We start from the raw sequence: 13,281 nt of genomic DNA, 5'->3' as shown, positions 1-13,281 counted from the left end.
TTCTTTTATTCAAATTCGGCCTGGTCTTTATTCTTCTTATTGATAAAATTCGACTGGTTTTCCTTAATAATATCCATATACTCTTTCATATAGGAAGAAAGGTCTTCCAGGACATTCACCGCATAATCATTTGCATTTACGCGGATTTCATACGCCTGTTTCTGGGCCGCGTCGATTACCCGGTTAGCCTTTTCATAAGCAAGCTGCGTCACCTTGTGGTCTTCAACCAGTTCGGACAACCTGCTGTCAACCCCGTCCAATATGTTTTTCGCCTTGCCCTGGGCCGAATCAATAATTTCGCGTTTATGGTCCAGAACCTCCTGCGCGTAAACAATTTCGTCCGGCAGCGACGCCTTAATTTCTTCCAGTATCTCCAGAACGAACTCAACATCGATGGTTTTTTTATTTCCAAACAGGGATTTTCGGCTGTTGTCTACTTCTTCGATGATCTCATTCAGCAAATCAAAGACTTTCATTTTGCATTCCCTCCGTTTATCATATCTGCCGCCTCTTTCGGAACATAGTCGGATATATCCGCATGGAACTCAATCAATTCACGAACTGCGCTCGAGCTGATAAAATAAGTCTCCGGCTTGGAAAGAAGCGCAACCGTTTCAGCCCCCGGGAGCAATTTTCCATTGATGACGGAAAGCTGCTGTTCAAGCTCAAGATCGGTTCCTGTCCGAAGGCCGCGGATGATGATGCGGCAATCCAGCTTTTTCATCAGCTCCACGAGTAAACCGTCGAAGGTTACGACCTCCACCCCGTTCATTCCGGCAGTTGCACGCCGTATCATTTCCCTTCTCTCTTCTACCGGGAAAAGGTTCTTTTTCGCAGGATTCTTTAGCACCCCTACATAAACTTTTGGAAAAAGATTACACGCGCGGCCAATGATATCCATATGGCCTTTTGTAATCGGATCGAAGCTGCCCGGATATATGCAAGCTTTCATTTATTCCTCTTTCCAACGGAAAAAACTCAAAAACGTTTTCCCGTACCTTTTCTGTTTTTCCAGCGCATAACCCCATGCCGCAATCGTAAGCGGCGCGCCGCTTTCCGCCGCTATAACCGCACCGTCGGAAAGCAATCCATATTCCGTGAGGCCGCGCATTGCCGGCCCGTAAAAATCACTGGCATACGGCGGGTCTATAAATACTATATCAAACTTCCTTTTATTTTGAAATAGTTTCATTGCGTTTGCATAGTCATTTTTAATAAAAACCGCCCGCTCCTCCATTGCCGCAGCGGCAATATTATGTTTGATCGCGCGTTCCGCCCCCTCGTCATGGTCGACAAATATCGCTTCCCGCGCCCCGCGCGAAAGCGCCTCGAGGCCAAGCGCGCCGCTGCCCGCGAACAAATCCAGGATGCATTTTTCCCTGAGTTCAAATTGTATCCGGCCAAACAGCGCTTCCTTTACCCTGTCAAGTGTCGGCCGCGTTTCAAGGCCGTCCTGTGTCATAAGTTTCAGGCCGCGCTTTTCACCTGCGATAATCCTCATAGAATGATTCCATCCGGTGTAATAATCATATCCATTTGGACGTCATGCGCTTCGGCGGGGATAAAATCCACTATTTGGAAATCATAGGCCAGGGCAATCTTTTTCGCATTTCCCGCCCTTTTCAGGAATTCATCATAATACCCGCAGCCGAACCCAATCCTGTGGCCATTCCGGTCAAACGCAATTCCCGGCACGATTACCGCGTCGATTTTCCCGGGTTCCAGAAAAGAAGCCTCTGAAAATTTCGGCTGCGCAATTCCAAACCGGCTTAACTCAAGCGCCGCGCTTTTGATATCCGCCGCAAACATTTCATTCTTTCGTACGCACGGAAGGTAGAGGCTCATGCCGTGGAACATCAGCCATCCCGTAAGCATCGCTGTTTTTACCTCGTTATCAAAATCGCTGTAAGAAAGCACGGTCTTCACGCCTTTAAAAATTCCACCCTCCGTCAGCCGTTCATATACTTTTGCGGATTCATCGTCGATATACTTGGAAGTAAGGCCACGCCGCATATCGAGAATTTTTTCCCGTATTTCCTGTTTTGTCATTTCTGCTCCTTGCCTGCTGGGTCAGCGCCATTGTCGTCCGAATAAACCCGCGGCACTCGTTCATTGAAATCGAGAAGGACCTCATAACTGATCGTCCCGCAAATTTTCGCGATATCGTCTGCCGATACCAGTTTATCGCCTTTTTTCCCAAGCACGGTTACGACGTCGCCCGTCTGCACCGCCCCCCCGACATCCGTTATATCAATCATGGTTTGATCCATACAAACGCGCCCGATAATAGGGGCGTAAAACGAACCGCAATCCGTAGTTACAATCATTTTTCCTTTATTTGAAAGAAGCCTGTTATAGCCATCGCCATAACCGATCTGCACAGTGGCGACTTTTGTCGTACGTTGTGCGGTAAACGTGCTGCCATATCCCACGCTTTCACCCGGTTCAATGGTTTTAACATGGGAAATTTCTGCGAAAACCTCCATCACCGGGCTTAAAGGAACCGCGTCCTTATCTACCTCGTCCGAAGGATAATAGCCGTACATAGAGATGCCGAAGCGAACCATATCGTGTGAAAATTGCGGTAAATCAATTGTTCCGGCGCTGTTATCCGCGTGGATGGCCGGCCGGAATCCGTTTTCCCTTAAAATATCGATATAATGCAGGAATTTTTCATGCTGTCCTATCGCATGGTCTTTATTTTTCGCGTCACTGTTTGCAAAATGGGTAAACACCCCCTCAAGCCCGACCCGGTCGCAGGCATTCAGGGTTTTGATACATTCCCCGAGCTCCTGATCGCTGCGAATCCCGATGCGGCACATTCCCGTATCGAATTTCAGGTGAACCTTCGTTTTTGTTCCCTGTTCCGCGCTGGCCTCCTGGAGAAAGGCAATGTCGTCCGGGGTAAATACGCACGGCTGTAAACCGAGTTCCACCGCAAGCCGTAATTGTTCGTGGTTGGAACGCCCGATGATGATGATCGGAAGTCCGATATTTTCCTGTATGAGCGGCACCGCTTCTTCCGCAAGGGCCACCGCAAGCATGCATGCCCCAGCCTGTTTTGCCGCCCGTGCGCACTCCACCGCACCGTGTCCATAAGCGTTCGCTTTCACCACTGCAACGATTCCGCACGCATCCGGCACATTCCCCGCCGCATTTCTGATATTTTGTTTGAGGTTCCCAAGATGAATCCGGGCAAACGTTTTTCTATACAAATTTCAGCCTCTTAAATATTATAGATCATTTCACCGGTGAGCATTTTCAACCCGGCATTTTTTAAAATTTCGAATGCTTTTTCCGTTTCCTTCACATGAAAAATAACGATTGCGTTTTCCCCCCTCGTTCCAACAAAGGAATACAGGTATTCAACGCTGATTTCATTTTCATGCAGCGCCTTCAGGACACGCGCAAGCCCGCCGGGCATATCTTCCACTTCAATCCCAAGCACGGGCGTCATGGAAGCCGTGAAGCCTCCCTCCTGCAGGACTTCAAGCGCCTTATCCGGATCGTTTACAATACACCGCAATATCCCGAATTCCGACGTATCCGCAATGGAAAGCGCCTTCAGGTCAATGTTATGGTCGGCAAGCGTTTGCGTCAGGCTGTACAATCTTCCCTTTTTATTCTCAACAAAAGCCGATATTTGTTTAATTAACATTTTCTCTCCTCCTCCAGCGCTTCTGCGTACAGATACTTTCCGGGCATTCTATAAGGCATACCCAAGTTCAAATGCTTTTTCATTCAATTCCACAAATTTTGGTTTTACCACAGAGCGGATTGCTTCTGTCCAAATCTCCTTGTCGATCTCCATATTCCTGGCAAGGACGCCGAGCAGCACAGTGTTTACGGCTTTTACACTGCCCGCTTCATTGGCGAGCGCAAGCGCGTCTACAAATACCGCGTCTGGAAAGTGTTCCCTTATTTTCCCCGGAATATTCTCCGTATAGGCGGCCGCCCCCGTAATCACGGGCATCGGCAGAATCTGCTGCGAATTGCAGTACATTTTTCCCCCGTCGGGATTCAAGTAAGGAAGCCAGCGCAGGCCCTCCAGTTCTTCGAACGCCAAAAGAATATCCGCACCGCATTCGTCGATTACGGGAGAATATACCTTTTCTCCTTCGTCCCCAATCCGCACATAGGTTACCACGCTTCCGCCGCGCTGCGCCATTCCGTGCACTTCCGAAAGCTTTACGTCATATCCAAGCTTCAGGGCAATTTGACCAAATACCATACTCGCAAGCAGCGTACCCTGGCCGCCAACCCCGGCTATCAATATACTTTTCATTCGCACCCTCCTTCAATCGCATGGAACGGGCAGACATCCGCGCACAGGCCGCAGCCGATGCACAGCGACGCATCAATCCGCACCGCATCTTCTCCTTTGACAAGTGCCGGACAGCCGAGCTTCATGCAGGTGCCGCAATTACGGCAGGCGTCGGTAACGGTAAGCGTTCCCTTGACCGAACTTCTGTCAATCAGCACGCACGGACGTTTCGTAATAATGACGGAAACCTCTTCGCGTGCCGTTTCCTCCCGCAGCGCCGCTTCCAGCGCCGGAAGGTCGAATGGATCGACAACGCGAACATTTTTTATCCCCAGCGTTTCCACAAGCTTTGGGATGTCCACCGCCGGGGCCGGTTCGCCTTTTGCATTCCTGCCCGTTGCGGGATGATCCTGATGTCCCGTCATGCCCGTAGTTGAATTATCCAAAATCAGCACGGTTGAAGTCGCGCCGTTGTAAATCATATTGGTAAGGCCGGTAATGCCGGAATGCATAAAGGTGCTGTCGCCGATTACGCTGACAAGCTTTCGCGCGAATTCCTTGCCGCGCGCCTTTTCCATACCGTGCGCCATTCCAATCGACGCGCCCATACACAGCGTCGTGTCGATCGCGGAAAGCGGCGCGCCCGCACCAAGGGTATAACACCCGATATCCCCCATTGCGGTAAGCTTCAGCTTATTAAACATATAATAGACGGCCCTGTGCGGGCAGCCCGGGCAAAGCACCGGGGGCCGCTGCGGCAGCCCGCCGACTTCTACCGGCTTACAAACTTCCCCGCACAGCTTTTCACGGAGCATACGCGTGGAATACTCTCCCTGCACCGTAAAAAGTTCCTTCCCTTTTATATCGATTCCCATAACCTTGATCTGGTTTTCAAAAAAGGGCTCAAGCTCTTCGATGACATACAGCGTCTTCACCCCCGACGCAAATTCCCTGATCTTCTTTTGCGGAAGCGGATACACCATGCCAAGTTTCAGGATACTTGCATTCGGCAGCGCTTCTTTCACGTAGTTATAGCATGTTCCACTCGTGATTACGCCAATCTCCGAACCGGCATATTCGGTGCGGTTAAGTTCCGTTGTTTCCGCATATTCCGCAATATCCTTCATGCGCTGTTCCACAACAATATGACGCCCCCGCGCCATTCCCGGCATCATGACATATTTCTTAATATCCTTCCGGTATTCTTTCAGCGGAATCTCCCTGCGTTCCCCCGTTTCCACAATTCCCCGCGAATGTGAAATTCTTGTGTTGGAGCGCACCAGTACAGGCGTGTCAAAGCGTTCGCTCAATTCAAAGGCCGCTTTCATAAACTCTTTCGCTTCGCCGCTGTCGGCGGGTTCAAGCATCGGCACATGGGCGCTGCGCGCATAAAAACGGGAATCCTGTTCATTCTGGCTTGAATGCATCCCTGGATCGTCTGCGACCAAAACAACCAGCCCGCCGTTCACTCCCGTATACGATGCGGTAAAAAGCGGGTCTGCCGCTACGTTCAGGCCGACATGCTTCATGCAGCAAAGCGCCCGCGCGCCGCCATAGCTCGCACCGGCGGCAACCTCGAGCGCAACCTTCTCATTTGGCGCCCATTCCGCGTACACTTCGTCATGTTTTACAATGTTTTCGGTAACTTCCGTGCTGGGCGTACCCGGATAGGATGAGACGACGTTTACCCCCGCCTCATACGCCCCCTGCGCGTACGCCTCGTTTCCAAGCATAATTTTTTTCATTCCCATACCAATCCTCTTTAGTTCTCTCCTATTGTAAAGCTTCCTTGCCGGCCTGCCGGAAGGAGGGTTCTTTATTCGGTACGCATATCCGTAACCCGGCGCGCTTTTCCTTCAAAGCGTTTCAGGGTGTGCGGTTCTGCGAGCGTCACCTTGACATGCATATTCAGGATCGAATAAATATTATTAGAAATCCGTTCCCTCAGCGCTTCGAGCGCAGAATAGCTGGTGAGCAGTTCCGCGTTCGCAACCTCCACCTTGACCTCGATCCGGTCCAGATGCTTTTCCGTTGTCAGCACGATCTCGTAATGCGGCGCGACATCGTCCATCCCCAGCAACACTCCTTCGATCTGCGACGGGAAAACATTCACCCCGCGGATTACAAGCATATCGTCCGTCCGGCCCGAAACCTTTTCCATACGGGTCGTCGTCCGTCCGCACGGGCAGGGCTCGTCCATCAGGCGCGTGATATCTTTTGTGCGGTAGCGCAGGATCGGCACGCCCTCCTTTGTCAGGCTGGTTACGACAAGCTCTCCCTTTTCGCCCATGGGAAGCACCTCTCCCGTCTCCGGGTCGATGATTTCGGAAATAAATTCGTCGTCTGCGATATGCATTCCGTTCTGCACATAGCACTCCCCGGAAAAGCCGGGGCCAATAACCTCCGTCAGGCCATAATTTTCCGTATCCGTGATGTTCAGGTATTTCTCAATCTGTTTTTGCATCTCTTTGGTATGGCCCTCGCCCCCGAAAAGCCCAAGACGCAGCTTCAGCTTTTTGAAATCGATTCCCATTTCCTGCGCAGTTTCGCCAAGGTACATCGCATACGACGGCGTACTGATCAGCACAGTGCTCCCAAAGTCCTGCATGAACTTAATCTGGCGTTTTGTGTTCCCGCTCGAAACAGGAATCACACTCAGGCCCACGCGTTCAAGGCCGTAGTGCAGGCCGAATCCGCCGGTAAAAAGGCCGTATCCAAAGGAAATCTGCGCGATGTCGTCCGGAACAACGCCCGCCGCACAGGCGATACGCGACACAAGGCCCGTCCACATGTCAAGGTCGTGCCTGGTATAGCCGGTCACCACCGGATTCCCCGTCGTGCCCGACGAACCGTGGAGGCGGACAATATCTTTCATAGGCACCGCAAACATATCGTACGGATAATTTGCGCGAAAATCTTCCTTTGTTGTAAAGGGTATTTTTTCAATGTCGCGGAGCGTTTTGATATGCTCCGGCTTTAAACCGATTTCATCAAATTTCTTTCTATAATGAGGTACGTTGTCGTAGCAATACTGCACCGTATGCCTGAGCCTTTCGAGCTGCAGTTCCTTGATTTTCTTTCGGTCTGCGCATTCAAATTCCCTGTCCCAAATAATGTGTTCCAACGTATGATTCCCTCCTAAAAGAAAGCGGTACTATCCGCTTTAAGACAATTACATAATATTATAATACATCTATAGAAAAAAAGAAATAGCTTTCGATTCATCTGAAAGCTATTTAAAGAATCCCTTTTCGTCACACTGTAACCGTTATGGTTTCTCCATTTTTGATATCGCGGGTGAACACATCGGAGATATCGCCGGTAAGGAGGGCCGACCAGCACGCGAGGATAAAGCCCTTGTGGGCAATCACCAGTATCCTGTTGTTTTCATATTCAAACAGGAGGTCATGGATAAACTGTCCGCACTGTTCATAATAAGCTTCTATCCCGTCTCCTTCAGGAAAAACAAAGGTTTGCCAATCCTCCATATACCGCTTCCATTCCTGTGGATATTTTTTTTCAATTTCATCCGCTGAAAGTCCTTCAAACAAGCCAAAATCCGTTTCCCTGATGCGGTCGGATTTCAGGATGATTTTAGGAACCTCCCGCAGCTTGCTGAGCACATAATCCGTCGTCTGGAGGACGCGCTTCGCCCTCCCGTAAAAGATTGCATCAAAGTGTTCGTCCGCAAGTTCAAGGGCCGCCTGCCGCGCGCAGGCTTCTCCTTCGCGGCTAAGCGGAAGGTCTGTGCTCCCGCTGAACACGCCCTTTTCATTTGCCTCTGTCTGTGCATGACGTAAAAATGTAAAACTGGTGCTCATAATTCCTCCTGCATCTTTTTTAAGGGAATCAATATCCCGCTCACTGAAAAATATGCCTCTTCCGCTTTTTCGGCGATCCTGCGGTTTGCCCGTCCGGCCAGGTCACGGAAAATCCTTCCCAGCGCATATTCCGGGACAAGTCCCATCCCCACTTCGTTTGAAACGACAATAAACCGCGCCGGATTTTCCTCCATAGCGGAAAGCATTTCGCCGATTTTCTGTTCCACAGATTTTTCCAGGTATTTCTGTTCTGCGGACCCGAGGACGCCGGATTCCCAATCCGCTTTTTCACACAAAAGCAGATTGGTGATATACACGGTAATACAGTCGACCAGATATGCCTCATGGCTGCTTTCCTGAATTATACGCGCAATATCGTACGGCGCTTCATAAGTCTTCCACATGGGCGGCCTTTGTTTCCTATGGCGCTCAATCCGCAGCTTCATTTCGTCATCCGTAACCACCGCCGTCGCAATATAGGCCACATCCCGGTACTTTTCCGCCATCCGCTCCGCATGATCGCTTTTCCCACTCCGGGCGCCGCCCGTAATAAAAGTAATCTTTCCCATTGAACACACCTTTTCAGAATCCATGATGAAAAAGGCGGGGGATTTTCATATCCCTCGCCCATAACCATTACAGCGTCGTTTTCCGCTTGGTGAGGCTCAGCCTCGCCATTGCCCGCGCGAGCGCAATTTTGTTCCGCCGGTATTCCTGTTCGCTCCGCTTTTGGCGCAGGCGCTCTTCCGCGCGCTCTTTCGCGCGTTCCGCACGTTTCACATCAATTTCATCCGGCCACTCCGCCGCCTGCGTAAACATGATTGTTTCATCCGGGCGTATCTCAAGAAACCCTTCCGCAACAGAGCATATCAGCCATTTTTTCCCCGTATTGATTTTCACCTCTCCCGGAACTACGGTCACCACTTCCGATTCATGGTTTTTCTGGATTGACATCTGTCCATCTTCCGTAGGAAAAATCACGGACAAGATGCTGTCACAGAAAAAAGACCGCTCGGGCGTTAGGATTTCAAGCAAGAATTCCGAAGCCATTTATTTCATTCCTTTTGCTTTTTCTTTTACCTCGTCAATATCCCCGACCATCAAAAATGCCTGCTCGGGCAAATCGTCAACTTCGCCGTCAAGGATCGCTTTAAAGCTTCTGATTGTATCCTCCAGCGGAACATACTTTCCCTTGATTCCAGTAAAAATTTCAGCTACAAACATCGGCTGTGACAGGAATCTCTGCACTTTCCTAGCCCGGAACACGGTAATTTTATCCTCCGGGGCAAGCTCTTCCATCCCAAGGATCGAAATGATATCCTGCAGTTCCTTATAGCGCTGGAGCGTGAGAATAACGCGGCTTGCCACCTCGTAGTGTTCCTCTCCCACGATGCGCGGGTCCAGGATACGGGAGGAGGACTCCAGCGGATCGACCGACGGATAGATTCCAAGCTCGGCGATACTTCTCGAAAGCACGGTAATCGCGTCAAGATGCGAAAACGTCGTTGCAGGCGCCGGGTCTGTGAGGTCGTCGGCCGGAACATAAATCGCCTGTACGGAAGTAATGGAGCCATGCGTTGTCGACGTAATGCGCTCTTCCAGCGCCCCCAGTTCGTTCGCCAGCGTCGGCTGGTAACCGACTGCGGATGGAATACGCCCAAGCAGGGCCGAGACTTCGGAGCCCGCCTGGATAAACCGGTAAATATTATCGATAAACAAGAGCACATTCTGCTGTGTCTTATCCCGCAGATACTCCGCCATCGTAAGGCCCGTCATGGCTACCCGCATACGCGAACCCGGCGGTTCGTTCATCTGCCCGAATGCCAGGGCTGTTTTTTCCAAAACGCCGCTTTCAGCCATTTCACCAATCAGGTCGCGCCCTTCCCGGCTGCGCTCTCCCACGCCGGTGAATACGGAATATCCGCCGCTTTCCGTTGCAATATTATGAATCAGCTCGTTAATCAGGACTGTTTTCCCTACGCCGGCGCCGCCAAACAGGCCGATCTTGCCGCCCTTTGCGTATGGGGCAATTAAATCGATTACCTTTAAGCCGGTTTCAAAAATTTCGGAAACCGGGTTTTGTTCCGCAAACGGCGGAGCCGAACGGTAGATAGGCCAATATTCATCCGTTTCAATTTCACCTTTGCCGTCAATCGCTTCCCCCATTACGTTCACAACCCGCCCGAGGATATGATCCCCGACCGGGACCGTAATCGGCTCCCCGGTGTTATATACCTTCATGCCGCACGCAAGGCCTTCCGTCGCTTCAAGGGCAATGCAACGCACGACACTGTCGCCAATCTGCGAGGCAACTTCCATCCATACGCGCCCGTCCTGATCCGCATCGTTCTTCGCGTAAAGGATCGTATTGATAGACGGGTCCGCTTTCTCGGTAAATTTCACGTCGATAACCGGGCCTGTTATTTTTATAATTTCACCTTCGCTTATAATCTTATAATCATACATACATTCCTGCTCCTTAGGTTAATGCCTCCATCGCGCCGACAATCTCCGTGATTTCCATCGTAATCGCCTGCTGGCGCGCCCGGTTCAGCTCGATACTGAGTTTGCCAAGCATTTCAGCCGCATTTTTCGAGGAAGAATCCATAGCCATCATACGCGCGCTGTTTTCGCTCGCAAACGCCTGGACCAACGCGCCGTAGATAAGGCCGACGATATATTGCGGCACAAGCACGTCGAACACCTTCCGCGGGGACGGATGATAATTCATCTCGTTCTCATAATCGAGCTCTGTTTCAATATCCGCAAAGCTGTCAAGCTCCATGGGCAGCAGCTTAAGTGCCGTCGGCACCTGTTTAACGGAAGAATAATAACGCGTATAAAGAAGATAGACCTCGTTCATTTCACTGCTTTTATACATTTTTGAGAGGTCGTCTACCAGGTTTCGCGCCTCATACAAGGTTGGGTTCTGAGAAATATGAAGATATTCCACGTCGATCGGAATATTTTTACGCTCAAAAAACGCACGCGCTTCCTGGCCGATTGTAACGACAAACTTTTCCCCCGGCGTCATGAAATCCGAGGCGAAATTCAGGATATTATGGTTGTAGGCCCCGCACAGCCCCTTATCCGCGGCAATTACGATATAGGCCGGATGCCCCTTTTCATGCTTTTCCAGAAACGTATGGTGCAGTTCGTGGGAATGCACGAGAATATCCTTGATCGCGCTGCGGACACGGTTAAAGTACAGCAGGTTTGCATCGTACCGCTGAATTGCTTTTTGCATTTTCGACGTGGAAATAAGCTTCATCGCGCTCGTAATTTTGCTTGTGTCGCCAATTGCGCGCATGCTGTTTTTTACGTCTGCAAGACTCCTCATGATTCGGCCGCTCCTGCTTCCGCTTCAATTTTCGGGGTTTCTCCGCCGGGGGCGTCCTTTGTTTTCTCCGCCAAAAATCCGCGTTCAAATTCCTTGACTGCATCGAGGATTAATTTTTCATTCTCTTCCGAAAGCTCTTTTGTTTCCTTGATCGCGCCGCGAATCTGCGGATACTTCGCGTTCACAAAATCCAAAAATTCTTCGTTGAATTTACGCACCCTGTCCACCGGGATATCCATCAGTATTTTGTTGGTTGCAATGCACAGTAAAATAACCTGGTTTTCTACAGAATATGGCGTATACTGCGGCTGCACCAACGCTTTCGTTACCTTGAGTCCATTATTAAGGGCGTCCTGCGTCGCTTTATCCAAATCGGAAGCAAACTGGGAGAACACCTCCAATTCCCGATACTGGGCAAGCTCAAGCCGCAGCGGGCCCGCAACCTTGCGCATCGCCTTGATCTGGGCGCTGCCGCCCACGCGCGATACGGAAAGCCCGACATTAACAGCCGGACGCTGCCCGGAGTTGAACAATTCCGTTTCCAGATAAATCTGGCCGTCCGTAATCGAAATCACATTTGTCGGAATGTAGGACGAGATATCCCCTTCCATCGTTTCAATAATCGGAAGGGCCGTCATCGAGCCGCCGCCAAGTTCTTCCGAAAGCTTCGCGGCACGCTCGAGCAGCCGTGAATGCAGATAGAAAACATCCCCGGGATACGCCTCGCGTCCCGGCGGCCTGCGCAGCAGCAGGGACATCGTCCTGTAGGCTACCGCGTGCTTGGAAAGGTCGTCATAGACAACGAGCACATCCTGGCCGTCGCGCATAAATTCCTCTGCAATCGCACAGCCCGCATAGGGTGCGATGTACTGCATCGGGGCGGTATCACTTGCCGTAGAGGCCACAACCGTCGTATAATCAAGCGCCCCGAATTCATCGAGACGGTTCACAATTTCCGCAATGGTCGATGCTTTTTGGGCAATGGCCACATAGACGCATTTAACATCCTGTCCCTTTTGGTTGATAATCGTATCGACCGCAATCGCCGTCTTTCCTGTCTGGCGGTCGCCGATTATGAGTTCCCGCTGACCCCGGCCAATCGGGATCATCGAATCAATCGCCATAATTCCCGTTTGAAGAGGCGTATCAACCGGCTGCCTGTCGATGATCGCCGGCGCCGGCGTTTCAATCGGGCGGGAATTTTCAGTCAGAATCCGGCCCTTCCCATCAATCGGAAGGCCCAGCGGATTCAACACGCGCCCCAGCACGGCATCTCCCACCGGCACTTTAACGACATCGCCGGTATGACGTACCATAGAACCCTCTACAACGTCCGCCACGCCATTTAAAAGGACGGCGCCCACCCGTTCGAGCTCCAGGTTCATAACAATCCCGTATGCGTCATTTTCAAACTGCAGGAGTTCGCCGTATTTGCACCCGTCTAACCCGCGCACAAAGACAACGCCGTCGCCCGTGCGCTCTACAATGCCAATCATCGAGATATCATATTTAACGTCAAACTGGGTGATTTTACTCGCAAGGTCTTCCCCTACCGCAGTATTCCCGAGTGCCCCGTCTACATTCTTTTTCAGGGCGGCTATGATATCTTCAATATTTTCAGTGTCCGTATGAATCGAATTATCGCCAATATATTCCTGCATCCTGTCTAAATAGGATTTCGCGCTGAGATCGTAAACCATATTGTTTACAGTCGCAACAAAACCGCTGATAAGAGACGGATCGACAGTAATATCAAAATCTATTTTCGCGTCAAAAAGTTTGTCAAACTTTCCGGTGATCGCGGATATTTCATCTGGCGTGAATTCAGCTGCACAAACGAGTTTACCCTTCATTTC

14 protein-coding genes and 1 pseudogene are annotated in these 13,281 nt (G+C 50.8%); all 15 read right to left on the bottom strand.

The genetic code is table 11. The features are described 5' to 3' along the window. Positions 1 to 5 precede the first annotated feature (5 nt). On the bottom strand, positions 6 to 476 hold the full coding sequence (locus tag BBD38_RS00350) for a hypothetical protein (protein ID WP_066683303.1): 471 nt from the start codon (positions 474 to 476) through the stop codon (positions 6 to 8). Then, positions 473 to 952, bottom strand: coding sequence for a pantetheine-phosphate adenylyltransferase (coaD, locus tag BBD38_RS00345; RefSeq protein ID WP_066683302.1), 480 nt, complete (start codon positions 950 to 952; stop codon positions 473 to 475). Before coaD ends, BBD38_RS00350 begins: the two co-directional genes overlap by 4 nt. Further along, on the bottom strand, positions 953 to 1,501 hold the full coding sequence (gene rsmD, locus BBD38_RS00340) for a 16S rRNA (guanine(966)-N(2))-methyltransferase RsmD (protein WP_066683301.1): 549 nt from the start codon (positions 1,499 to 1,501) through the stop codon (positions 953 to 955). Then, positions 1,498 to 2,049 (bottom strand): 5-formyltetrahydrofolate cyclo-ligase, encoded by a 552-nt coding sequence (locus tag BBD38_RS00335; RefSeq protein WP_066683300.1) that lies wholly within the window; start codon positions 2,047 to 2,049, stop codon positions 1,498 to 1,500. Before BBD38_RS00335 ends, rsmD begins: the two co-directional genes overlap by 4 nt. Further along, entirely contained in the window at positions 2,046 to 3,215 is a 1,170-nt protein-coding gene (gene alr, locus BBD38_RS00330; RefSeq protein WP_066683299.1) for an alanine racemase, read from the bottom strand. The genes BBD38_RS00335 and alr overlap by 4 nt, the downstream gene beginning before the upstream one ends. An 11-nt stretch (positions 3,216 to 3,226) precedes the next feature. After that, complete coding sequence (locus BBD38_RS00325) at positions 3,227 to 3,658, bottom strand: ACT domain-containing protein (RefSeq protein WP_066683298.1); 432 nt, start codon at positions 3,656 to 3,658, stop codon at positions 3,227 to 3,229. A 48-nt stretch (positions 3,659 to 3,706) separates the two neighbouring features. Then, on the bottom strand, positions 3,707 to 4,291 hold the full coding sequence (locus BBD38_RS00320) for an indolepyruvate oxidoreductase subunit beta (RefSeq protein WP_066683296.1): 585 nt from the start codon (positions 4,289 to 4,291) through the stop codon (positions 3,707 to 3,709). Continuing rightward, positions 4,282 to 6,009 (bottom strand): indolepyruvate ferredoxin oxidoreductase subunit alpha, encoded by a 1,728-nt coding sequence (iorA, locus tag BBD38_RS00315; protein ID WP_066684170.1) that lies wholly within the window; start codon positions 6,007 to 6,009, stop codon positions 4,282 to 4,284. The genes BBD38_RS00320 and iorA overlap by 10 nt, the downstream gene beginning before the upstream one ends. A gap of 71 nt (positions 6,010 to 6,080) precedes the next feature. Then, a complete protein-coding gene (locus BBD38_RS00310; protein WP_066684169.1) occupies positions 6,081 to 7,379 on the bottom strand; it encodes a phenylacetate--CoA ligase family protein in 1,299 nt (432 codons plus the stop codon). A 139-nt stretch (positions 7,380 to 7,518) separates the two neighbouring features. Beyond that, positions 7,519 to 8,085, bottom strand: a complete 567-nt coding sequence (locus tag BBD38_RS00305) for a histidine phosphatase family protein (protein WP_066683294.1) — start codon at positions 8,083 to 8,085, stop codon at positions 7,519 to 7,521. Further along, complete coding sequence (cobU, locus tag BBD38_RS00300; protein ID WP_066683292.1) at positions 8,082 to 8,654, bottom strand: bifunctional adenosylcobinamide kinase/adenosylcobinamide-phosphate guanylyltransferase; 573 nt, start codon at positions 8,652 to 8,654, stop codon at positions 8,082 to 8,084. The genes BBD38_RS00305 and cobU overlap by 4 nt, the downstream gene beginning before the upstream one ends. Positions 8,655 to 8,721: 67 nt before the next feature. Then, the gene (atpC, locus tag BBD38_RS00295; RefSeq protein ID WP_066683290.1) at positions 8,722 to 9,135 is read right to left on the bottom strand and encodes an ATP synthase F1 subunit epsilon; all 414 of its coding nucleotides are present in this window, start codon (positions 9,133 to 9,135) and stop codon (positions 8,722 to 8,724) included. Beyond that, positions 9,136 to 10,551: a F0F1 ATP synthase subunit beta gene (gene atpD / locus BBD38_RS00290; RefSeq protein WP_066683288.1), complete on the bottom strand. Its 1,416-nt coding sequence runs from the start codon at positions 10,549 to 10,551 to the stop codon at positions 9,136 to 9,138. Between the two features lie 13 nt (positions 10,552 to 10,564). Continuing rightward, positions 10,565 to 11,425 (bottom strand): ATP synthase F1 subunit gamma, encoded by an 861-nt coding sequence (gene atpG, locus BBD38_RS00285; RefSeq protein WP_066683286.1) that lies wholly within the window; start codon positions 11,423 to 11,425, stop codon positions 10,565 to 10,567. Positions 11,426 to 11,487: 62 nt separating this feature from the next. Then, positions 11,488 to 13,278, bottom strand: a pseudogene (gene atpA / locus BBD38_RS00280) (F0F1 ATP synthase subunit alpha); the annotation flags it as partial. Positions 13,279 to 13,281 lie beyond the last annotated feature (3 nt).

This window comes from Christensenella intestinihominis, from assembly GCF_001678845.1.
GTDB classification, from domain to species: domain Bacteria; phylum Bacillota; class Clostridia; order Christensenellales; family Christensenellaceae; genus Christensenella; species Christensenella intestinihominis.
This window is presented reverse-complemented; position numbering and strand designations above follow the sequence as displayed.

Coding starts and splice junctions, on each gene's coding strand:
- coaD (WP_066683302.1), bottom strand. CDS start 952: ATGAAAGCTTGCATATATCCGGGCAGCTTCGATCCGATTACAAAAGGC.
- BBD38_RS00325 (WP_066683298.1), bottom strand. CDS start 3,658: ATGTTAATTAAACAAATATCGGCTTTTGTTGAGAATAAAAAGGGAAGA.
- BBD38_RS00305 (WP_066683294.1), bottom strand. CDS start 8,085: ATGAGCACCAGTTTTACATTTTTACGTCATGCACAGACAGAGGCAAAT.
- atpG (WP_066683286.1), bottom strand. CDS start 11,425: ATGAGGAGTCTTGCAGACGTAAAAAACAGCATGCGCGCAATTGGCGAC.
- rsmD (WP_066683301.1), bottom strand. CDS start 1,501: ATGAGGATTATCGCAGGTGAAAAGCGCGGCCTGAAACTTATGACACAG.
- BBD38_RS00335 (WP_066683300.1), bottom strand. CDS start 2,049: ATGACAAAACAGGAAATACGGGAAAAAATTCTCGATATGCGGCGTGGC.
- atpC (WP_066683290.1), bottom strand. CDS start 9,135: ATGGCTTCGGAATTCTTGCTTGAAATCCTAACGCCCGAGCGGTCTTTT.
- BBD38_RS00350 (WP_066683303.1), bottom strand. CDS start 476: ATGAAAGTCTTTGATTTGCTGAATGAGATCATCGAAGAAGTAGACAAC.
- iorA (WP_066684170.1), bottom strand. CDS start 6,009: ATGAAAAAAATTATGCTTGGAAACGAGGCGTACGCGCAGGGGGCGTAT.
- cobU (WP_066683292.1), bottom strand. CDS start 8,654: ATGGGAAAGATTACTTTTATTACGGGCGGCGCCCGGAGTGGGAAAAGC.
- atpD (WP_066683288.1), bottom strand. CDS start 10,551: ATGTATGATTATAAGATTATAAGCGAAGGTGAAATTATAAAAATAACA.